Origin of the sequence: Shewanella piezotolerans WP3 (assembly GCF_000014885.1) — a bacterium.
GTDB lineage: Bacteria > Pseudomonadota > Gammaproteobacteria > Enterobacterales > Shewanellaceae > Shewanella > Shewanella piezotolerans.
Genome location: NC_011566.1, coordinates 2307533 through 2328963 on the forward strand (window position 1 = coordinate 2307533; position 21431 = coordinate 2328963).

At 45.3% G+C, this 21431-nt stretch carries 19 protein-coding genes; 18 read left to right on the forward strand and 1 reads right to left on the reverse strand.

Annotation, left to right across the window (positions count from 1 at the left end):
• Positions 1-2: 2 nt before the first annotated feature.
• The 4 genes from leuD to glpK all read left to right on the forward strand — a co-directional run bounded on the left by leuD (position 3) and on the right by glpK (position 4667).
• Entirely contained in the window at positions 3-608 is a 606-nt protein-coding gene (leuD, locus tag SWP_RS09905; protein WP_020912327.1) for a 3-isopropylmalate dehydratase small subunit, read from the forward strand.
• A 510-nt stretch (positions 609-1118) separates the two neighbouring features.
• Positions 1119-2432, forward strand: a complete 1314-nt coding sequence (locus SWP_RS09910) for an outer membrane protein transport protein (protein WP_020912328.1) — start codon at positions 1119-1121, stop codon at positions 2430-2432.
• Positions 2433-2653: 221 nt separating this feature from the next.
• Positions 2654-3175, forward strand: coding sequence for a nuclear transport factor 2 family protein (locus SWP_RS09915; RefSeq protein WP_020912329.1), 522 nt, complete (start codon positions 2654-2656; stop codon positions 3173-3175).
• A 10-nt stretch (positions 3176-3185) separates the two neighbouring features.
• The gene (gene glpK, locus SWP_RS09920) at positions 3186-4667 is read left to right on the forward strand and encodes a glycerol kinase GlpK (RefSeq protein WP_020912330.1); all 1482 of its coding nucleotides are present in this window, start codon (positions 3186-3188) and stop codon (positions 4665-4667) included.
• Here the strand turns inward: glpK and SWP_RS23190 are convergent.
• A complete protein-coding gene (locus tag SWP_RS23190) occupies positions 4664-4993 on the reverse strand; it encodes a hypothetical protein (protein ID WP_020912331.1) in 330 nt (109 codons plus the stop codon). The genes glpK and SWP_RS23190 overlap by 4 nt on opposite strands.
• Positions 4994-5564: 571 nt before the next feature.
• Here SWP_RS23190 and mraZ point away from each other — a divergent pair.
• The 14 genes from mraZ (at position 5565) to ftsZ (ending at position 21424) form a co-directional block, all read left to right on the forward strand.
• Positions 5565-6023: a division/cell wall cluster transcriptional repressor MraZ gene (gene mraZ / locus SWP_RS09930; protein WP_020912332.1), complete on the forward strand. Its 459-nt coding sequence runs from the start codon at positions 5565-5567 to the stop codon at positions 6021-6023.
• 30 nt (positions 6024-6053) lie between these two features.
• Positions 6054-7010, forward strand: a complete 957-nt coding sequence (gene rsmH / locus SWP_RS09935; protein WP_020912333.1) for a 16S rRNA (cytosine(1402)-N(4))-methyltransferase RsmH — start codon at positions 6054-6056, stop codon at positions 7008-7010.
• 8 nt (positions 7011-7018) lie between these two features.
• Positions 7019-7333, forward strand: coding sequence for a cell division protein FtsL (gene ftsL, locus SWP_RS09940; protein ID WP_020912334.1), 315 nt, complete (start codon positions 7019-7021; stop codon positions 7331-7333).
• Positions 7330-9066, forward strand: a complete 1737-nt coding sequence (locus SWP_RS09945) for a peptidoglycan D,D-transpeptidase FtsI family protein (RefSeq protein ID WP_020912335.1) — start codon at positions 7330-7332, stop codon at positions 9064-9066. Before ftsL ends, SWP_RS09945 begins: the two co-directional genes overlap by 4 nt.
• A complete protein-coding gene (gene murE, locus SWP_RS09950; RefSeq protein WP_044555826.1) occupies positions 9063-10532 on the forward strand; it encodes a UDP-N-acetylmuramoyl-L-alanyl-D-glutamate--2,6-diaminopimelate ligase in 1470 nt (489 codons plus the stop codon). Before SWP_RS09945 ends, murE begins: the two co-directional genes overlap by 4 nt.
• On the forward strand, positions 10529-11896 hold the full coding sequence (locus tag SWP_RS09955; RefSeq protein ID WP_020912337.1) for a UDP-N-acetylmuramoyl-tripeptide--D-alanyl-D-alanine ligase: 1368 nt from the start codon (positions 10529-10531) through the stop codon (positions 11894-11896). The genes murE and SWP_RS09955 overlap by 4 nt, the downstream gene beginning before the upstream one ends.
• Positions 11896-12978 (forward strand): phospho-N-acetylmuramoyl-pentapeptide-transferase, encoded by a 1083-nt coding sequence (gene mraY / locus SWP_RS09960; RefSeq protein ID WP_020912338.1) that lies wholly within the window; start codon positions 11896-11898, stop codon positions 12976-12978. The genes SWP_RS09955 and mraY overlap by 1 nt, the downstream gene beginning before the upstream one ends.
• Positions 12979-12992: 14 nt before the next feature.
• Positions 12993-14309, forward strand: a complete 1317-nt coding sequence (gene murD / locus SWP_RS09965; RefSeq protein ID WP_044555827.1) for a UDP-N-acetylmuramoyl-L-alanine--D-glutamate ligase — start codon at positions 12993-12995, stop codon at positions 14307-14309.
• Positions 14302-15519 carry a cell division protein FtsW gene (gene ftsW / locus SWP_RS09970; RefSeq protein ID WP_020912340.1) on the forward strand — a complete coding sequence of 406 codons (1218 nt, stop codon included), beginning with the start codon at positions 14302-14304 and terminating at the stop codon, positions 15517-15519. The genes murD and ftsW overlap by 8 nt, the downstream gene beginning before the upstream one ends.
• Before the next feature lie 11 nt (positions 15520-15530).
• Positions 15531-16628: an undecaprenyldiphospho-muramoylpentapeptide beta-N-acetylglucosaminyltransferase gene (gene murG / locus SWP_RS09975; protein ID WP_020912341.1), complete on the forward strand. Its 1098-nt coding sequence runs from the start codon at positions 15531-15533 to the stop codon at positions 16626-16628.
• Position 16629: 1 nt separating this feature from the next.
• Positions 16630-18099, forward strand: a complete 1470-nt coding sequence (gene murC, locus SWP_RS09980) for a UDP-N-acetylmuramate--L-alanine ligase (protein WP_020912342.1) — start codon at positions 16630-16632, stop codon at positions 18097-18099.
• A 105-nt stretch (positions 18100-18204) separates the two neighbouring features.
• Entirely contained in the window at positions 18205-18969 is a 765-nt protein-coding gene (locus SWP_RS09985; RefSeq protein ID WP_020912343.1) for a cell division protein FtsQ/DivIB, read from the forward strand.
• Positions 18970-18972: 3 nt separating this feature from the next.
• Positions 18973-20208 carry a cell division protein FtsA gene (ftsA, locus tag SWP_RS09990; protein WP_020912344.1) on the forward strand — a complete coding sequence of 412 codons (1236 nt, stop codon included), beginning with the start codon at positions 18973-18975 and terminating at the stop codon, positions 20206-20208.
• A gap of 31 nt (positions 20209-20239) precedes the next feature.
• Positions 20240-21424, forward strand: coding sequence for a cell division protein FtsZ (gene ftsZ / locus SWP_RS09995; RefSeq protein ID WP_020912345.1), 1185 nt, complete (start codon positions 20240-20242; stop codon positions 21422-21424).
• Positions 21425-21431 lie beyond the last annotated feature (7 nt).

Sequence of the window (21431 nt, forward strand, 5' to 3'; positions counted from 1 at the left end):
TTATGCAACCATTTATTGCACACACAGGGCTTGCGGTTATCATTGATAGCGCAAACGTTGATACTGATCAGATTATCCCAAAACAGTTTTTGTCGAAAGTCACTCGTGATGGTTTTGGTATTCACTTATTCCATGATTGGCGCTATCTAGATGATGCAGGAGACCAGCCTAATCCAGATTTTAATTTGAACAAACCGCGTTATAAAGGCGCTTCTATTTTAGTATCGCAAGAGAACTTTGGTTGTGGCTCGAGCCGTGAGCATGCGCCATGGGCTTTAGCTGACTTTGGTTTAAAAGCGATTATTGCGCCGAGTTTTGCTGATATCTTCTACGGTAATTCGATAAATAACGGTTTATTACCCGTTAAGTTAACGGAAGCCGAAGTTGAGCAAATTATGGCTGAAGTTGAAGCGTTACCCGGTGCTGACGTGACCGTTGATCTGCAAGCGCTAACAGTGACCTCACCATCTGGATCGGTGTTTAGCTTTGAAATAGCAGAATCGGCCAGACATAACCTGCTTAATGGACTTGATGCTATTGGGTTAACTTTGGCTCATGGTGATGCCATCAGTCACTATGAGGCAAATCTTCCTGCTTGGAGAGCATAACGCTATTCCTAAGCAATATGATTTAAGCATACACATGTACCACTGAGTTGATATATAAAAGCCATTTAGCGTTATAGCTAGGTGGCTTTTGTTTTAATTACTAATGCCACTTGTTTAGTTTGTTGTATTTAAAGGTTATTTTTTATATCCATTAGTAGTGCTTTTCATTTTAATTTTCCGCTAGTCATTTGTGCTACTAGGTGCACTTATTTTAAGTGAACAGCTGTTTGCTTGGTTTTTTGTTTTAAATATCTGTTTTTATTGAGCTTGTTGTTAGGCGCTCTTATATTTTTATTTCGGTTGAGCGAGCTTTTTTATAGATTTGTATTCTCTTTTTTATTTTGTGATGTGATCTTGGTTTTGTTTTCACTGCTCCCCTTGTCTTTTGCTAGTGTTTTACGCTGTTTTTATTAAAACACTTGTAAAGATATTCTGTGGTTGTAAAATCCGCTCCACTTTTAAGTGGAGTAATTGCTCTACTTGTTGTAATTACATAATTAGAGAATACAAATGAATAAGCGTTTATTAACACTTGCCGTTAGTACGGTACTTTTGGGGAATGTAACACAGGTTCAAGCTGCTGGATTTCAGTTAGCAGAATACTCGGCTACGGGACTTGGGCGTGCGTTTGCTGGTGAAGCGGCAATGGCTGATAACGCGGCGGCACAGTTTCGCAATCCTGCAATGCTTACCTATTTAAATGGTACTCAAATGACAGCTGGTGCCATCTTGGTTATGCCGAATATTGATATCAATGGTGAAGTGACTTATACCGACGGTACTAATCCAACATCTGCTCACGACATTGCCGATGATGCTGTTATTCCTAATTTCTATGTCTCTCACCAGATAGATGACAACTGGTTTGTTGGTTTAGCGCTTGGTAGTAACTTTGGCATGGCAACTGAACTGGATGACAACTTCCGCGGCACTCAGTTTGGTAATGAAGCATCTGTTACCACTATAGAGATCAATCCTAACGTCGCTTACCGTATCAATGACCAGTTTAGTATCGGCGGCGGTGTGCGCTTTGTGATTGGTGAAGGTAGCATTGGTGCGAAAAGCTCAGCTGACACAGTTCTTCCTACACCAGTTGGTAACTTACCAGTACCGAAAGGTACCACGTTGAAGTATATGGAAGGTGACGACACCGCTTGGGGATGGCAGTTAGGCGGTGCTTGGCAGATAAATGCTGACAACAGAGTTGGCTTTAACTACCGCTCAGCAGTAGATCAAAATCTTGAAGGTGAAGCCAATGGTTTAGCCTTTAATCCATTGGATCCAACAATGAAGATGGCGGGTTCTATGGAGCTGTCTTTACCTGCAACGGCGGAGCTTGCTTCTTACCATCAATTAAGCGAAAAACTTGCTATTCATGCCAGTATTAACTGGACCGATTGGAGCTCATTCGAGAAGTTAGAAGCGGTTATCCCTGCACTCTCTGAGCCTACTCAGCTAGTGAAGCAAGAGAATTGGGAAGATAACTACCGTTTTGCGCTGGGTACGACATATCAACTGAATGACACTGTAAGCATGCGAGCGGGTGTTGCTTACGACAAATCTGCTGTGTCTGATGCTAACCGTACTCTGACAATTCCAGAGATGGATCGTCTATGGTTGAGTGCTGGTATGGGTTACCGCATTAGCGAAAACTTTGATGTGGATTTTGGTCTGACTTACATCTTTGCTGATGAATCTCCAGTTGTAGAACCGCGTCCAGGTATCCCTTCAGACGATTCTTCTGCTCATTTTGGTGGTACTTTTACCGGCACAACGAGTGGTAATATTTTGTTAGTAGGTATCCAAACAAGCTACCGCTTTTAAAGTGTAGTCATAACAAGTTGGCATGTATTAAACATATGTGTCTGTAAGTTTAAGCCTCGCATTAGCGGGGCTTTTTACTTTGTTAGCCATTGGATTATTAGGTGGGTTTCATGGTAAAAGAGTTAACTTGCTGCGGGTTAATAACACCCAGTTTTCAAATTCAGTACGCGAAACTAAATCGAGTTATTGTCACATCTAGCTCTACATAAAAGAGGTTTCAAATGAACATTAAAGCCCTTAACTTATCGGGTTGTTTGCTGTTAATCAGTTTTGTCCCAGCCTATTGCAGTGCCGATGATGTAATGCCAATCAAAGCTAATGCTTCAATCGAGGTGGTTGAGCAGTTTATAGCGGCTTTTAATGAGCATAGTGTCGGGCAGTTGCTATCTCACACTACTGACTCTGTACATTGGTTCAATATATCTGGCAGTAAAATGCTCATAGAGACCTCATCAAAAAATGAGCTTGGTGCGGCGATGGCCGACTATTTTCAAACACTACCTGATGCTAAAGCCACGTTGACGCAGGCGGTAAGCTCAGCCAATTATGTGAGTACCATTGAAAAGGTGACTTGGAGTCATGACGGTGAGCTAGATAGCCAATGTAGCATCGGGGTTTATGAGTTAAAGCAAGGTAAAATTAATGCGGTGTGGTATTACCCTGCCCATGCCTGTGAACTGGAGCCTGGCGGCGATAATATTGTGCAACCAGAAATCGGTTTACTAAAAGAAACACGTCAATAAGGAAGTTTTTGTGTCAAAGAAATATGTCATCGCATTGGATCAAGGTACCACGAGTTCAAGAGCAATTGTTTTCGATCACGATGCGAATATGGTGGCGAGCTCACAACGAGAATTTGGCCAGATTTACCCACAACCAGGTTGGGTAGAGCATGATGCAATGGAGATCTGGGCATCGCAAAGCTCAACCTTAATTGAAGCGTTAGCACGAGCGGATATTCATAGTGAAGATGTCGCCGCGATAGGGATCACCAATCAGCGTGAAACCACGGTTATTTGGGATAAAATGACTGGCAAACCCGTGTATAACGCCATTGTATGGCAGTGCCGAAGAAGCAAAGCGATTTGTGATGAATTGAAGGCTCAAGGTTTAGAAGAGTACGTTAAAGATTGCACGGGGTTACTGCTCGATCCCTATTTTTCTGGCACCAAAATTAAGTGGATCCTAGATAATGTTGAGGGAGTAAGGGAGCGTGCAGAAAAGGGCGAATTATTATTTGGTACCATTGATACTTGGTTAGTGTGGAAGCTTACCGAAGGTAAAGTACACGTCACCGATCCAACCAATGCCTCCCGAACGCTATTGTTCAATATTCATCAGCAAGCTTGGGATGAAAAGCTACTTAACGCGTTAGGTATACCGCGCTCTCTTCTGCCAGAGGTTAAACCTTCATCTGCTATCTATGGTCAAACTCGCATAGCAGGTGAAGGCAGTAGCATTGCTATCGCAGGTATTGCGGGCGATCAACAATCAGCGTTATTCGGTCAACTTTGTATTGACGAGGGCATGGCTAAAAATACCTATGGTACAGGCTGTTTTTTACTGATGAACACTGGTACTGAGGCGGTAAAATCCCAACAAGGCTTGTTAACGACAATTGCAGTGGGCGCTAAAGGTGAGGTTAATTATGCACTCGAAGGCTCAGTATTTATGGGCGGAGCAACGATTCAATGGCTGCGCGATGAGTTAGGGTTGATTAGGGATGCACAAGACACTGAATACTTTGCTTCGAAGGTAGAAAATACCAATGGCGTATATTTGGTACCTGCTTTTGTTGGTTTAGGCGCGCCGTATTGGGATCCCGATGCCAGAGGCGCTTTAGTTGGCTTAACCCGTGGTGCAAATCGAAATCATATTATTCGTGCAGCTCTGGAAGCTATTGCTTATCAAAGTCGAGATCTACTTGATGCTATGAGTAAAGACAGCGGCGTGGAGCTGAAGCAGATCAAGGTTGATGGTGGTGCGGTCGCTAATGACTTCCTAATGCAGTTTCAAGCAGATATCACTAATGTAGATGTATTGCGCCCCGAGTTAACCGAAACCACGGCAATGGGTGCAGCCTTTTTAGCTGGATTAGCTGTTGGTTTTTGGAGTTCGACTGCTGAACTTAAACACAAAGCGGGTATTGAACGACGCTTTAAACCTAAGATTAACGATGCTCAGAGAGCAACACTTTATGACGGCTGGAAAGAGGCTGTGGCCAGAACTCGCTAAACATTGATGTCGATATGACCAAAGGGCGAGTCATCCTCGTCTCTTTTGTTCATTGATGTCTGTTGCTCATCCTCTCGCCTGTCTTCGACGTAGTTCTTACGCCTTTCTAAGCTAGGATCAAGTTGATAAAGTACAGACGTTTTTTTGCGTCGGTCTTCTCGAGACTGACGCCTTTCTAAATGTGGTGGCAGTTGTGCTTGCGGCTGTTCATGGCTATCAGCGGTGATAGCAGCGCTATTGTTAACCGGTTTTACGCCATCTTTTTGCTTAATCTCACGCAGAGGTGGTCTTGCTAACATGGCATAAACACTGTCTAAACTAATCATAGGTCCTTCACAACGTAAGTTATTGATTACTTATATATCGGCAGGACTTGGTTAAAATTTAGTCAAATATAAACTATATAATAAAAATTGCAGTGAATGACACTATTTGATCTGCTGTGAAAGCAGAACCCTCATCTGGATACGCGGTGAAGTGCAGTGAGTGAATAAGACTCTCAATAGAGTCGGCAATGGGTTAAATATCGTTAACCTAAATTAAGTTTGCAGATATCGAACCTAGATTATTAGCCAATAGCGAGTGTAATTTAGGCTTTATTAATGAAGAGCCAAGGGGAATAAACTCCACTTAAGTGTTACTGAAAGTCCACTGTACGACTCTCTTCTGTCTGTTTTTCCTACTTTTTAGATATTTCTAATAACCCATCTCCCACAAAAATCCCTATTTGTGCACTCGATAGCATTTAGATTCAAACTCCCTGCTAACCCGCTTGGTTACTGGATTTTAAATAACACCGCCCCCTTGACAATTCTTGCATTGTGTCCCTAAACTTAGCTGTTGTGGGTAAATGTGGATATTTGTGGATTTTTGATAATTTAACAAGGACGACATAACGTGTTTTCTGGGGCTAGCGCTATTAATTTAGATGCGAAAGGACGAATTGCGATGCCAAAACGGCACCGTGAGCCTTTGCACGCCCATCATAACAGTCAATTAGTGATTACTGTCGATATTCAATCACCCTGTTTACTGCTCTATCCAGTGCAAGAGTGGCAGCAAATAGCGGTTAAGTTATCTCAATTATCAGATACCCAGCCAGCGGAGCGAGCCATTAAGCGCATGTTGCTTGGCTATGCCCATGAATGTGAATTAGATGGCAATGGCCGCATTCTGTTACCCACCCCCCTACGTCAATACGCCAATTTGGAAAAACGGGCGATGTTAGTCGGGCAACTTAATAAGTTTGAGTTGTGGGATGAAGCAGCATGGCAACAGCAGATTGAAGAGAGTCGCATTGCGATTCTTAATGAAGATTTAGCAGCTAATCAACGTTTAGCTGACTTTTCGCTTTAGTTAGCGACAATTAATATATAGAAGATAAACATGACGCAATCATTTGAACACCTATCAGTCTTGTTGACCGAAACAGTCGCAGGCTTAAATATACGCGAAGATGGCATCTACATAGATGGTACTTTCGGCCGTGGTGGTCATTCAAGAAAAGTGCTTGAGCAACTCGGACCTAATGGCCGTTTGATTGCGATTGATAGAGATCCGCAGGCCATTTTGGCCGCAGAACAGTTTAAAGACGATAGTCGTTTTCAGATTGTGCACGGTGGTTTTGGTCAGTTAGCACAGTATGTTGAAGAGCTCGGGCTGAAAGGTAAGATTGACGGTGTATTGCTCGACTTTGGTGTGTCTTCACCGCAGCTTGATGATGCTGAACGTGGTTTTAGTTTCCTACGTGATGGTCCGTTGGATATGCGTATGGATAATTCTCAAGGTCAGACCGCAGCCCAGTGGATTGCTCGTGCCGAAATTGAAGATATGGCATGGGTATTTAAAACCTATGGCGAAGAGAAAAATTCGCGCCATATTGCTCGTTGCATTGCAGCCGATCGCGAGAAGACCCCCTTTTTACGGACTAAAGAGTTAGCCGATCTCATTGCACGTATTACCAAGAATAAAGAGCGTAATAAACACCCTGCAACCCGCGTGTTCCAAGCTATTCGTATTTATATCAATAGTGAACTTGAGCAGATTGACCAAGCATTGGAGGGGGCGTTAACTGTGCTGGCGCCAGAAGGGCGTTTATCTGTCATTAGCTTCCACTCGTTGGAAGATCGCATGGTTAAGCGCTTTATTCGCCGTCATAGCCAAGGGGAAAGTGTGCCGCATGGTTTGCCTATCACTGAAGCCGAGATCAATAAGTCACGTAAGTTGAAAGGCATAGGCAAAGCAATCAAGCCGTCGGCAGAAGAGATTGAGCGTAACGCTAGAGCGAGAAGTTCAGTATTGCGTATTGGTGAACGTTTACCTTATGACCTTGAGTCAGTGTAGAGGTTTTGGTGAGTAAATCGCAGCTAAACCTAACTCGTATTGTGTTGCTGGATTTATGGCATCACAAATGGGTCATGGTGGTTGCGCTACTCGTCATGCTCAATGCAATAGCGGTGGTATACACCAGTTATGAAGGGCGAAAATACACCAGCCAGTGGGAGCAGTTGCTACAAGAGCGGGATCGATTAGATATTGAATGGCGAAATTTGCTACTTGAAGAGCAGTCTCGCTCAGAACATAGCAGGGTAACCCGGATGGCGACTAAAGAGCTCGATATGAGGCGTCCTTTACCCAAAGAAGAGGTGGTAGTTAGAGTCCCATGAGTAAACAGGCAAAGCGCAAACAGAAACCACAGCTGATTCAATGGCGTTTATACGTTGTTGTGGCGTTTGTCTGCATGCTATTTACCAGTCTTATCGGTCGAGCGGCATATATTCAAATTATTGAACCAGAAAAGCTGCGCCACGAAAGCGACATGCGTACTCTAAGGACCACCAGTCGTGAAGTGCAGCGAGGCCTTATCACCGATCGTAATGGCGAAATGTTGGCCGTCAGTGTGCCTGTTAAAGCGGTTTATGCCGATCCTAAAGTTGTACATGACGAAAATGGCTTTGTTGATATGCGCCGTTGGCAAGCTCTCGCTGACGTGTTGCATGAACCGAAAGAGAAAATTTTAAAGCGAGTACAAAGTAATCCGCGTAAACGCTTTACCTATCTAAAGCGCCAAGTCACACCAGCCGTTGCTGACTATATTAAGAAGCTTAAACTTCCTGGTGTATACCTCAAGCCTGAATCACGTCGCTATTATCCAACCAGTGAGATCTCGGCACAGCTAGTCGGTATTACCAATATTGACGATTTAGGCATTGAAGGGATAGAAAACACCTACAACGACTGGTTAACGGGCACGCCGAGCAAACAGAAGGTGCGCAAATCACGTGATGGTCACGTTGTTGAGCGTCTGGATATGGTGCAAGAGGGCGAAAGCCCTAATGACCTCGTGTTAAGTATTGACCAACGTATTCAGCAGTTAGCATATCGAGAGATAAAAAAGGCCACTGAAGCTAACCAAGCAACGTCGGCATCCATTGTGGTGCTAGATGTGAATACTGGTGAAGTGTTGGCGATGGCTAATACCCCCTCTTACAACCCAAATTCCCGCGAGAACTTACAAAGTTATCGCATGCGAAACCGTGCGCTTACCGATGCTTATGAGCCTGGCTCAACGATTAAACCTTTTGTGGTTGCTGCAGCGCTTGAAGCGGGCACGATTAAGCTCGATGACATCATTAAAACGAATCCCGGTCGAATGCGTATTGGTGGTAAAATCGTGCGTGATACCCGTAATTATGGTGACTTATCACTTGCAGGTATCTTGGTGCATTCAAGTAACGTCGGCATGACAAAAATTGCATTATCGATGCCAGTACAAGAGTTGCTCGGTTCCTATCAAGCGATGGGACTGGGCAACTATTCAGGTATTAACCTTGAGGGCGAGAGTGCTGGCCTGATCCATGATCGACGTCGGTGGTCTGAGTTTGAGCGAGCCACACTGTCGTTTGGTTATGGCTTAATGGCTACACCATTACAGATCGCCAGAATGTACGCAACCCTTGGCAGCAAGGGGGTACTCTATCCGACCTCAATTTTAAAGCTTAAACAAAAGCCTGAAGGTACCCAAGTGATCTCTGCGGATGTTGCGCAGAATGTGATGGAGATGCTGGTTGGTGTCACCGAGAAAGGGGGTACCGCGCGCAAGGCACATATTGAAGGTTATCCTGTTGCAGGTAAAACAGGTACGGCGCGTAAAGCCGTTGCTGGAGGTTATGGTGAAGATTATGTGGCTATTTTTGCCGGAGTCGCACCAGTGCATAACCCTAGACTTGCTATCGCCGTTGTTGTTAACGAACCCAAAGGCGATAGATACTACGGCGGTGATATTGCTGCCCCTGTATTTGCATCAGTAATGTCTGGAGCATTACAAATGTTGAATGTTGAGCCCATTTCTAGCCGCGAAAAAGTTCGTTTGGCTGCTTTATCTAGGAGTGCAGAATAATGTTAATTCGAGATCTCCTTGCTCCCTGGTTCCACTATTCAGGCATAGAAGTTTTCAATGATCTCACGCTTGATAGCCGCGCGCTAAAAGCGGGCGATCTTTTTGTCGCTGTACCGGGTTATCAGGTAGATGGACGACAGTATATTCAAGCCGCATTGGACAATGGCGCCGCAGCGGTGTTGGTGCATACCGACTCGCCAGAAGAGCACGGCAATATTAGCACCGATGATGGTTTGCTAATTTCGTTTTTCCAGTTAAACCGTCAAGTGTCAGTGCTAGCAGCGCAGGCGTACCCTTTGTCGAGCAAACGACCAAAAATTATCGGGGTTACGGGCACTAACGGTAAAACCTCAGTTACGCAGTTAATTGCCCAATTACAGCAACTGCAGAGCAAGCAAACTGCTGTGATGGGGACGCTGGGCAATGGACTATGGGGGGAACTCGTCGATAGTGGCAACACCACTGCCGATGCAATTACCCTGATTAAGCAATTACAAAATTTTGAAAAAAGCCATGCAGATACCTGCGCTATGGAAGTGTCTAGTCATGGTTTAGTACAAGGCCGTGTTGAGGCGGTACCTTTTGATGTGGCTGTCTTTACAAATTTGAGCCGTGATCATCTCGATTACCACCATACGATGGAGGCTTACGGCGCAGCTAAGCAACGTCTGTTTACATTCAGTTCTCTACGTGCCGGCTTGATAAATTGCGATGATGCAATAGGCGCCTCGTGGTTAGCTCAAGCTACATCAACTAAAACATTAGGCTTCAGTATTAAGGGCAATACTAAGGCAGATATCTATGCCAAGCAGTGTCTATACCATGATGGTGGTGTTACATGCACATTAGTTTGGCCTGAAGGCGAAGCTAAACTGCAGTCGCCGCTATTAGGTGACTTTAATCTTTCTAATTTAGTGGCAGCGCTGGGCGCACTTTACCTTGTCGGTGAAGATATGGCGGCCATAGTAAGACTCGCGTCAGCCCTGACGCCTGTTGCTGGTCGAATGGAGCGTTTTACCACCTCAGGTAATGTGACTTTAGTGGTTGATTATGCCCACACGCCAGATGCTATCGAGCAGGCTTTACAGGCGTTAAGAGTGCACTGTAAGAGTGAATTATGGTGCCTGTTTGGTTGTGGTGGAGATAGAGATTCAGGTAAGCGCCCTATGATGGCAAGTAGTGCAGAGCAGTTTGCGGACCACGTGATGGTGACCAGCGATAATGCACGCAGTGAAAACCCTGAAGATATCATCGCAGATGTATTCTCAGGATTTACAGAGCCACAAAAGGCGCAATCTCAAGTTAATCGAAAAACGGCGATTAGAGAAGTGGTTGCCTTGGCAAAACCTGGTGACATGGTGCTACTTGCCGGTAAAGGGCATGAGACTTACCAAGAAGTTAATGGTGAAAAATTGAATTATGACGAACGCGCGTTTACCAAAGCCATAGCGGAAGGTAACGCATGATAAAGCTATCGCTAACCGAAATCGCTGAGCACCTTGGTGGCAAGTTGCTCGGAGACGATTTTTCGATAGAGCAGGTATCGAGTGATAGTCGCGCAGTGGATGGAAAAACACTATTTGTGGCACTGAAAGGTGACAACTTTGATGGCCATAACTTTGTTGGATCAGCTGCTGAGAATGGCGCAAGGGCTGTGCTGGTTGAGCGCGAACTCCCAGATGCTGTTGCGCAAATCATTGTAGACAATAGCCAGCGAGCAATGGGTGATATTGGCGCTTATGTTCGAGAGAAGCTAGCGCCAGTTTGTGTTGCATTAACAGGGTCAAATGGCAAAACCAGCGTCAAAGAGATGGTTGCCACCATTCTGTCACAGCAACATCAAGTGCTTTATACCGCTGGGAATTTTAACAACGAAATTGGTGTGCCGCTGACATTATTACGATTACAAGCCGGTGATCAGTTTGGTGTGTTTGAGCTTGGTGCTAATCATGCTGGTGAAATTGATTATACCTCTAGCCTAGTTAAACCTAGTGTGGCGATGGTGAATAATGTTGCCTCGGCGCACCTTGAAGGGTTTGGTTCGTTAGCGGGTGTTGCCAAAGCTAAATCTGAGATATTCAATCACGTTGCTACAGATGGTATAGCGGTTATCAATGCCGATGATGCTTTTGCGGCTGTGATGTTAGCGGCATCTCAACATTTAACTCAGTTGACCTTCGCTATTGATGCGGCCGCTGATGTAAAAGCAACTGCATTACACGCAGATAAAGGTGGACGATACAGCTTCGATATTTCCTATGCAGACCAGGTTGAATCTGTTGTTTTACCACTTGCAGGCCGTCATCAGGTACTTAATGCATTGGCTGCTAGTAGTATATGTTTGGCACTTGGTATGTCATTAAGCTTTATCAATCAAGGACTGAGCCTGCTTGAACCCGTTAAGGGCAGAATGTTGCCAACTCGTTTAGGTAGAGTGACGGTAATTGATGATAGCTATAATGCTAACCCCGCCTCGGTAGGCGCCGCGATTGACTGGCTTCAAGAAATTAGCGGAAATCGGTGTTTAGTGCTGGGCGATTTAGGAGAATTAGGCGACAATGCCGCCCTTTTGCACAATGAGCTAGGCGCAGAAGCTAAAGCAAAGGGTGTTGATGCACTGTTTTGTGTTGGCGAGCTAAGTGAAGGTGCAAGTCATGCTTTTGGTGCTGCACACCACAGAAATATTGATGAATTAGTAGAAAAGTTAATGACTTACATTAATGAGTCTAATGCTGATATCACTATATTAGTCAAAGGTTCTCGCAGTGCGAGAATGGAACGTGTAGTTGAAGCTTTAACAATGGCCTTTGGTCGCGGGGAGTTTGTTTAATGCTGGTTTACCTGGCGGAGTATTTAACCCAGTTTTACAGTGGGTTTAACGTATTTTCTTATGTCACCTTCCGAGCCATTCTTGGATTGATGACGGCATTGATGTTTAGTCTTTGGTGGGGACCAAAGATGATAGAACGATTGCAATTATTGCAAATTGGTCAAGTCGTGCGTAATGACGGCCCTGAGTCTCACTTTAGTAAGCGTGGAACACCTACTATGGGTGGCTTACTTATTCTTGCTGGTATTTTTATTAGTGTATTGCTTTGGGGCGATTTAGGTAGCCGCTATGTGTGGGTTGTGCTGTTTGTGCTAGCAAGTTTCGGCACCATTGGGTTTATCGATGATTACCGTAAAGTGGTTAGGAAAGATACTAAAGGCTTGATTGCACGCTGGAAGTACCTATTGCAATCTATTGCTGCCATTGTGATTGCAGTTTATCTTTACGCATCAGCCGATACGGCTGGAGAAACGCAGTTAGTGGTGCCTTTCTTTAAAGATGTGATGCCACAATTGGGGGCTTTTTTCATTGTATTAGTGTACTTCACTATTGTGGGGTCAAGTAACGCGGTTAACTTAACAGACGGTCTCGATGGTCTAGCTATTATGCCAACTGTTATGGTCGCAGCTGCTTTTGCATTAATAGCATACCTTTCTGGACACGTTCAATTTGCTAACTATTTGCACATTCCTTATCTTCCTGGAGCGGGTGAGTTAGTGATTGTCTGTACCGCGATTGTCGGTGCAGGGCTTGGATTCTTATGGTTTAACACCTATCCAGCACAAGTATTTATGGGCGATGTTGGCTCTCTAGCACTTGGCGCAGCACTTGGCGCAATTGCGGTATTAGTGCGTCAGGAGATTTTGCTTGTCATCATGGGTGGTGTATTCGTCATGGAAACCGTATCCGTTATATTGCAGGTCGGTTCTTACAAGCTAAGAGGCCAGCGTATCTTCCGTATGGCACCTATACATCATCATTATGAGTTAAAAGGGTGGCCAGAACCGCGCGTTATCGTACGCTTTTGGATCATATCCCTGTTCTTAGTGTTGCTCGGTCTTGCAACGTTGAAGCTTAGATAAAACGGACATATAACATGGCGCAGCAGTATTCACACATAGTATTAGGATTGGGAGCAACTGGCTTGTCAGTTGTACGCTACCTGTGTGATCAAGGGATAACCCCATTGGTGATGGACAGTCGAGAGCAGCCCCCTGGCGCAGATAAACTGGCTGCCGCCTATCCTGATGTTGAGTTAATCGCTGGCGGGTTTGATTGCCGTTACTTAGTTCAAGCGACTCAGATTGTTATTAGCCCCGGTATTTCGGTAGAAACACCAGAGGTACGCGCGGCATTTGATATGGGCATAGAAGTGATTGGCGATGTCGAGCTATTCGCTAGAGCGATCGCCAATAGCCCCGCCCGTGTGATAGGTATTACCGGCTCAAATGGTAAGTCTACAGTCACTACTTTAGTCGGTGAAATGGCTGCCGCGGCAGGATTATCTTATACCTTGGGTGGCAATATCGGTATTCCTGTACTGGATCTGTTATTGAATCCAAAAGAGCTTTATGTGCTTGAGCTATCAAGTTTCCAGCTTGAGACCACCCATAGCCTCAATTGTATTGCTGCAACCTGTTTAAACATTAGTGAAGATCATATGGATCGTTACAATGATTTGGAGTCTTACCGACAAGCCAAATTGAATCTGTATGACCAAAGCAAAAGCGTACTGTTTAATCGAGAAGATCTTCTGACGTTGCCAAATAGCCCAATGAACCAAAATAGCTTTGGTTTAGATGCGCCAGAAGTTGATGCTTGGGGGGGTGCAGAAGGGAATATCGTACGTGGTAGCAGTGTGATTATGCCTATTAGTGAGGTTGCATTGGTGGGCAGTCATAACCACGCTAATTTGATTGCAGCAATGGCGCTGGCGAGTAGTGTTGATATTGGCCGCGAATATTTAGTCGAAGTGGCTAAACAGTTCACAGGGCTGACTCACCGCTGTGAAGTGGTTGCCGATATTGCTGGGGTGACTTATGTCAACGACTCTAAAGCTACCAATGTTGGCGCAACAGTAGCAGCAATCGAAGGCTTAAGTGAGCACTTAGGCGAATTGATTTTGATTGCTGGCGGTGATGGTAAAGGTGCAGATTTTACCGCCCTAGCGACGGCGCTCGAAAGGGTCAGCAGTGTAATCACCTTAGGTAAAGATGGTGACAAAATTGCCGCTCTTAAAGAGGGCTCGCAGTCCGTTAAGACTATGGCTGAGGCGGTAGCGTTAGCCAATGAAATTTCAACTGCAGGCGATATCGTTATTTTGTCACCAGCATGTGCCAGTTTAGATATGTACCCTAATTTTATGGCGCGTGGTGATGATTTTCGTGCTGAAGTTGGCAAGTTAAATGCCTAGCACAGAGAAGCAGCTCAGTCTGTTTAGCGGCCGCTTTAAGTGGTCGCTAGCAAACTTATTTGCAGATAGAGCTGCGCCAGGTATGCAGCTGTATGATAGAGCACTGCTGTTCGCGGTATTGTCGTTAATCTGCTTTGGATTTGTGATGGTGATGTCCGCCTCGATGCCTGAAGCGCAGAGTTTAACAGGTAATCCATTTCACTTTGTATGGCGCCATGGCGCGTATTTAGTGGGCTGTATGATTATTGCGGCAGTCGTTTTACAAGTAGAGATGCGGCATTGGCAAAATTTTAGTCCATTTTTGCTGTTGATTGTAGGCATTATGCTGGTCGCAGTATTGTTAGTAGGGACCACGGTAAACGGTGCTACGCGCTGGTTAACGGTTGGTCCGATTCGAATACAAGTTGCAGAGATCGCCAAGTTTGTTTTTGCAATTTATATGGCTGGGTATTTGGTAAGGCGGCATCAAGAAATTAGAGAAAACGCTAAAGGCTTTTATAAGCCAATTGCCGTATTTGCAGTGTATGCATTTCTAATTTTAATGCAGCCGGATTTAGGCACTGTAGTGGTGCTATTTGTTGGCACTGTAGGCTTGTTATTTTTGGCTGGAGCCAGGTTGTTAGACTTTTTTGCGCTGATCCTGACCGGAGTATTAGCGTTTGTGGCTTTGGTGGCATTAGAGCCTTATCGTATGCGACGAGTGACGTCATTTTTAGATCCTTGGCAAGATCCATTTGGCAGTGGCTATCAGCTAACCCAATCGTTAATGGCTTATGGGCGTGGCGACTGGTTTGGACAAGGTTTAGGAAATAGTATTCAAAAACTAGAGTACCTGCCTGAAGCTCATACCGATTTTATCTTTGCCGTTATTGGTGAGGAATTAGGATTTATCGGCATTATTGTGGTGCTTGCAGTGCTGCTGTTTGTCGCTTTGAGAGCGATTAAGCTAGGTAACATGTGTTTATCGCTTGAACGTGCATTTGATGGCTACCTTGCCTACGGCATTGGTATTTGGATCTGTTTTCAAACGGTGGTCAATGTAGGTGCAAGTATCGGCATGCTACCCACAAAGGGGTTGACCCTGCCATTCATTAGCTATGGTGGTAGTAGTTTATGGGTCATGACGGCAGCAGCGATGATGCTGATCCGAATTGATTACGAAAGACGATTAAGTGTGATCCAAGCCGTTGAAGGCCGAGGTCCAAAATAATGAGTGAATTAATGACTGACCAAGCACAACAAAAGCGCATTTTAATTATGGCAGGCGGCACTGGCGGCCATGTCTTTCCTGCGCTTGCGGTTGCTAAATACTTAAGCCAGCAGGGGTGGAAGGTGCGCTGGTTAGGTACGGCCGATAGAATGGAAGCGAGATTAGTGCCTCAACACGGCTTCGATATCGATTTTCTTGATATCAAAGGGGTTCGAGGAAACGGTTTATTACGTAAATTGGCTGCTCCATTCAAGATCCTGCGCTCAGTTATGCAGGCTCGCTCAGTGATCCAAGATTTTAAACCTGATGTGGTGATGGGCATGGGCGGTTTTGCCAGTGGACCGGGTGGCGTAGCTGCAAGGTTATCAGGCATCCCATTAGTTTTACATGAGCAAAACGCTATTCCAGGGATGACCAACAAGCTTTTATCTAAGGTCGCGACTGAAGTGCTGTGTGCATTCCCGGACACATTTACAGATGTTCGTGCTGAAACTGTTGGTAATCCAATTCGCAAAGAGTTAATTGCCCTGGGTGGCAATAGAGATAAAGCTTGTGAAGAGGAAGCGCTGAAGGTTTTAGTGGTGGGTGGTAGTTTAGGGGCCAAGATATTTAACGATGTCATGCCAGGTGCGCTTGAGGGGGTGAGTAAAACCCATCCAATGACAGTCTGGCATCAAGTTGGACGTAATAATTTAGCATCGGTTAAGGCTGAATATCAGCACTTAGGCCAAGATGGTAGCGTGAAGGTCGCTGAGTTTATTGACGATATGGAAGCAGCATATCGCTGGGCTGATGTGGTTGTGTGCCGTTCGGGTGCATTGACGGTATCAGAGCTTGCAGCAGTCGGACTGCCGAGTCTATTAGTGCCATATCCTCATGCTGTAGATGACCATCAAACCAAAAATGCCCAGGTGTTAGTTGAGGCTGGCGCTGCATTTTTACTACCACAACCTTTAGTGGATAGCAGTAAGTTGATAAGTAAATTGTCGATGCTAGCGTCTGACAGAAAAGAGTTATGCAAAATGGGCGAGCGCGCCCGAGACGTGGCAGTACTCGATGCAACGCAACGAGTTGCCTACGCCTGTATTAAATTAGCGGAAAAGGGTTGAGATGAGTAACAAAGCAGAGAAGTATTCGCAGCTAAGAACCATGATCCCCGAAATGCGTAGGGTGAAGCATATCTATTTTGTAGGAATAGGTGGTGCAGGTATGGGCGGCATAGCGGAAGTGCTTGTTAACGAGGGCTACCAATTGAGTGGCTCTGATATCGCTGAAAATACAGTTACAGATCGACTAAGTCAGTTGGGCGCTGTGATCCATATTGGCCACAATGCCGATAATGTTAAGGATGTTGACGTAGTCGTAGTTTCAACCGCGATCAGTGCTGATAACCCTGAGTTGATGGCTGCGAAAGAATTGCGGATCCCTGTGGTACAACGTGCAGAGATGTTAGCGGAGTTAATGCGTTACCGCCACGGCGTTGCTGTTGCAGGCACTCACGGTAAAACAACCACAACCAGTTTAATTGCCAGTGTATATGGCCAAGCAGATCGTGATCCTACTTTTGTTATTGGTGGCTTATTAAATAGCGCAGGCACTAATGCACGTTTAGGGCATAGCCGTTACCTGATAGCTGAAGCCGATGAAAGTGATGCGAGCTTTTTGCATCTACAGCCTATGGTGAGTGTTGTAACTAACATCGAAGCCGACCATATGGATACCTATGGTGGAGACATTGAGAAGTTAAAGAACACCTTTGTCGACTTCATTCATAACTTACCATTTTATGGTGTCGCGGTGGTTTGTATCGACGATCCTATTGTGCGAGAACTTTTACCGCGTTTTAGCCGGAAAGTAGTGACTTATGGTTTCGGTGATGATGCAGATGTACAAGCGGTTGGTTTCACTCAAACAGGTTATAGCAGCCAGTTTACAGTAAGGCGAAGTGGCGTTGCCGATCTGAATCTGTCAGTGAACTTGCCTGGTGAACACAATGTACTAAATGCTTTAGCGGCAATTGCTGTCGCCAGTGAAGATGACATTGAAGATGAAGCTATCATCAAAGCGCTAGCAGAGTTTCAAGGCATAGGTCGCCGTTTTCAGCAGGTTGGTGACTTTGAAACCGCTAAAGGTGAAGTCAAATTAGTTGATGATTACGGTCATCATCCAAGTGAAGTTGCAGCAACAATCAAAGCTGCTAGACAGGGCTGGCCTGAAAGAAGGTTGGTGATGATCTATCAGCCACATCGTTATAGCCGCACTCGTGACCTCTACGAGGATTTTGTCGAGGTACTCTCTCAGGTGGATTGCTTATTGCTACTTGATGTTTATGCTGCTGGAGAAGCTGCGATACCAGGGGCTGATAGCCGTGCACTGTGTCGCTCTATCCGCGTACGTGGTCAACTTGAACCTGTATTTGTTGCTAGTACCGAACAGTTGCAAACCGTATTGCCAGAAATACTTCAAAACGGTGATCTGCTTCTCACTCAAGGCGCGGGTAACATTGGCGTGTTGTCGCGAAATTTGGCACAGTCGAATTTAGGCTTTAACGTAAAAGAAGCTGAAGAGAAAAATGGGTAACTTAGAAATATATACAATGAGTTACCCAGCAAATTTTGACGCTCAGGATAAGGTCTATATAATGGCCGGTTTTCCCTCTTCGCGACCTAAAAAGAGGGCGTAAAGATGTCTTGGAGCGATAAAGGCCAACGTATTCGAGTTTTGCTGTTAAAAACCGATTGGTATTTATGCTTTGGGTTAGTGTTTCTAGCATGTGTTTTAATTGGGCTTTCAGCTGCTGCTTTTAAACTGAATGCAGTGCTAAATGATGCAGATGCGTTACCGATTGAAGCTGTTGCGATTAATGGTGAGCGAAATTATACCGCTGACCAAGAGATTCAAGTTGCACTGCAAGATTTGATGCAAAGAAGCTTTTTCTCTGCAGATGTGAATCAAGTGCAGCAGGCATTGGAAGCCTTGCCATGGGTTTATCAGGCGTCGGTAAGACGTGAGTGGCCTGCAAAGTTAAAAGTGTATTTGATCGAGCAAGTTCCTGTTGCCCATTGGAATGGGGATGCTTGGCTCAACACCTATGGCGAGGTGTTTGATGCTCCAGTGAAAGAGGGGATACCCAATTTACCTTCGTTGACGGGACCAGAGGCACAAGGTAAGTCAGTACTGACAACCTATCAGCAACTTGGAGAGCTGTTAACCATCAATGGATTTAGCTTGAAGAGTTTGAGCTTAAGTGCAAGACATGCATGGCATGCAGAGTTAAATAACGGTATCAGGCTTGAGCTTGGCCGAGAAGATAGTATGACAAGGATACAAAGGTTTATCCACGTCTACCCCAAGCTTGCTGCGCAAGATAAAAAGGTAGGAGTGGTGGATTTGCGCTACGACACTGGACTGGCCGTAGATTGGGATGATGCACAAACAGAGAGCCGTTAATTAATGACTAAGAATCTAGATAGAAATCTGATCGTTGCCTTGGACATAGGAACTTCAAAAGTTGCTGTGATCATTGGTGAAGTATTGCCTGATGGCGAGATCAGTATTGTCGGCCTCGGCAACCACCCTTCACGAGGGATGGATAAAGGTGGTGTAAACGATCTTGATTCTATTGTACGCAGCGTACAGCGAGCACTCGATCAAGCAGAATTAATGGCAGATTGCCAAGTCTCTTCCGTTTATCTGAGTATATCGGGTAAACATATCGAATGTCAGAACGAAAATGGCATGGTATCGATTAACGATGAAGAGGTGACACAAGAAGATGTCGACAATGTTATCCATACGGCGCGCTCAGTAAAAATTCCAACTGAAAGACGAATTTTGCATGTGTTACCGCAAGAGTATGCCATCGACGTACAAGATGGGATTAAGAGTCCTATTGGCATGTCTGGTATGCGAATGGAGGCAAAAGTACATATCGTGACTTGCGCTAATGACATGGCAAAGAATATTACCAAGAGCGTAGAGCGCTGCGGACTAAAAGTTGATGATCTAGTGTTTTCAGCCATTGCCTCTGCAGACTCGGTGTTAACCGATGACGAGAAAGACCTGGGTGTCTGTTTAGTTGATATGGGTGGCGGTACAACCGATATTGCGGTTTATACTAATGGTGCACTACGCCATTGTGCAGTAGTGCCTGTTGCAGGTAATCAGGTGACTAACGACATCGCTAAAATTTTCCGCACTCCGTTATCCCATGCTGAGCAAATTAAAGTGCAGCACGCGAGTGCACGAAGCTCCATGGTAAGTCGAGAAGACAGCATCGAAGTCCCTTCAGTCGGAGGGCGACCATCGCGCAGTATGTCTAGGCATACATTGGCAGAAGTGGTTGAGCCAAGATACCAAGAGCTATTTGAATTAATACTAAAGCAACTACGCGAAAGCGGACTTGAAGACCAAGTTGCAGCGGGCATTGTGTTAACAGGTGGTACGGCCTCAATTGAAGGGGCTGTTGATGTTGCCGAAGCAACGTTTGGAATGCCAGTAAGAATGGCACAACCGTTGCCAGTTAAAGGTTTATATGAATATGTCGATCAGCCTATCTACTCCACAGGAGTTGGGCTGCTTCATTATGGTGCGCGCAGAGTGATAGAACGTCAGTTTGAGCGTCCAGAACGACAAGGGGTCACCAGTCTTTGGAATCGGGTTCAAAGTTGGTTTAAAGGCGAGTTTTAATTTAGTAACGCAGGCAAACGGAGAAAATACCATGTTTGAGATCATGGATAGTCATACAGATGAAGCGGTGATCAAGGTCATCGGTGTCGGTGGCGGTGGTGGTAATGCTGTCGAACATATGGTTAAGCACAATATCGAAGGTGTTGAATTCGTAGCGACAAATACTGATGCGCAAGCATTACGTAAGTCTGCTGCTAGCACAACGATTCAATTGGGCCGCGATGTAACTAAAGGTTTAGGTGCTGGAGCTAATCCTGAAATTGGTCGTTTAGCCGCTGAAGAAGACAAAGAAAGTATTCGCAACGCAATTAAAGGATCTGACATGATCTTTATCGCCGCGGGTATGGGGGGAGGTACTGGAACAGGTGCAGCTCCTGTTGTTGCAGAGGTTGCTCGCGAAGAGGGCATCCTTACCGTTGCTGTGGTAACTAAGCCATTTCCTTTCGAAGGCAAAAAACGCATGACCTTCGCGGATCAAGGTATTGAGCAACTTGCTAAAAATGTTGATTCACTGATCACCATTCCAAACGAAAAGCTGTTAAAAGTGTTAGGTCGTGGTACATCACTGCTTGATGCTTTTGCTGCAGCAAACAACGTACTGCTTGGTGCGGTGCAAGGTATTGCTGAGCTTATCACGCGTCCAGGTTTGATTAACGTCGATTTCGCCGATGTGAAAACCGTGATGTCGGAAATGGGCAATGCTATGATGGGCACAGGTGTAGCGAGCGGTGAAGATCGCGCAGAAGAAGCTGCAGAAGCTGCTGTTGCAAGCCCCTTACTAGAAGATATCGATCTTGCCGGTGCTCGTGGTGTACTTGTGAATATCACAGCCGGTATGGATATGAGCATCGAAGAGTTTGAGACTGTGGGTAACCATGTTAAAGCTTATGCTTCTGACAATGCGACTGTGGTTGTCGGTGCAGTTATTGATCCTGAAATGTCAGATGAATTGCGTGTCACGGTTGTAGCAACAGGTATTGGCGCTGAGAAAAAGCCAGATATTCAGCTGGTAACAAAGCCCACTCCACGTCCAGAGCCGATTGTTCCTGCGGAAACTCGTGCTGAAACCTTTGCAGCGGAAGAACCAATTTCGCCAACGTTATCACACGGGAATACAGCTGCTGCAACTCAACCAGCAGCAGCACCAACAGCAGAGAAAAAGAGCGACCTTGATTACTTAGATATTCCAGCATTTTTGCGTAAGCAAGCTGATTAAAGCGAAT

What these genes read in the sequence shown, in the direction of transcription:
- leuD (WP_020912327.1), top strand. Translation starts at nt 3, where the DNA reads ATGCAACCATTTATTGCACACACAGGGCTTGCGGTTATCATTGATAGC.
- mraY (WP_020912338.1), top strand. Translation starts at nt 11,896, where the DNA reads ATGCTGGTTTACCTGGCGGAGTATTTAACCCAGTTTTACAGTGGGTTT.
- SWP_RS09910 (WP_020912328.1), top strand. Translation starts at nt 1,119, where the DNA reads ATGAATAAGCGTTTATTAACACTTGCCGTTAGTACGGTACTTTTGGGG.
- murG (WP_020912341.1), top strand. Translation starts at nt 15,531, where the DNA reads ATGACTGACCAAGCACAACAAAAGCGCATTTTAATTATGGCAGGCGGC.
- murD (WP_044555827.1), top strand. Translation starts at nt 12,993, where the DNA reads ATGGCGCAGCAGTATTCACACATAGTATTAGGATTGGGAGCAACTGGC.
- ftsZ (WP_020912345.1), top strand. Translation starts at nt 20,240, where the DNA reads ATGTTTGAGATCATGGATAGTCATACAGATGAAGCGGTGATCAAGGTC.
- SWP_RS09955 (WP_020912337.1), top strand. Translation starts at nt 10,529, where the DNA reads ATGATAAAGCTATCGCTAACCGAAATCGCTGAGCACCTTGGTGGCAAG.
- murC (WP_020912342.1), top strand. Translation starts at nt 16,630, where the DNA reads ATGAGTAACAAAGCAGAGAAGTATTCGCAGCTAAGAACCATGATCCCC.
- SWP_RS09945 (WP_020912335.1), top strand. Translation starts at nt 7,330, where the DNA reads ATGAGTAAACAGGCAAAGCGCAAACAGAAACCACAGCTGATTCAATGG.
- SWP_RS09915 (WP_020912329.1), top strand. Translation starts at nt 2,654, where the DNA reads ATGAACATTAAAGCCCTTAACTTATCGGGTTGTTTGCTGTTAATCAGT.
- ftsA (WP_020912344.1), top strand. Translation starts at nt 18,973, where the DNA reads ATGACTAAGAATCTAGATAGAAATCTGATCGTTGCCTTGGACATAGGA.
- ftsW (WP_020912340.1), top strand. Translation starts at nt 14,302, where the DNA reads ATGCCTAGCACAGAGAAGCAGCTCAGTCTGTTTAGCGGCCGCTTTAAG.
- rsmH (WP_020912333.1), top strand. Translation starts at nt 6,054, where the DNA reads ATGACGCAATCATTTGAACACCTATCAGTCTTGTTGACCGAAACAGTC.
- SWP_RS23190 (WP_020912331.1), bottom strand. Translation starts at nt 4,993, where the DNA reads ATGATTAGTTTAGACAGTGTTTATGCCATGTTAGCAAGACCACCTCTG.
- SWP_RS09985 (WP_020912343.1), top strand. Translation starts at nt 18,205, where the DNA reads ATGTCTTGGAGCGATAAAGGCCAACGTATTCGAGTTTTGCTGTTAAAA.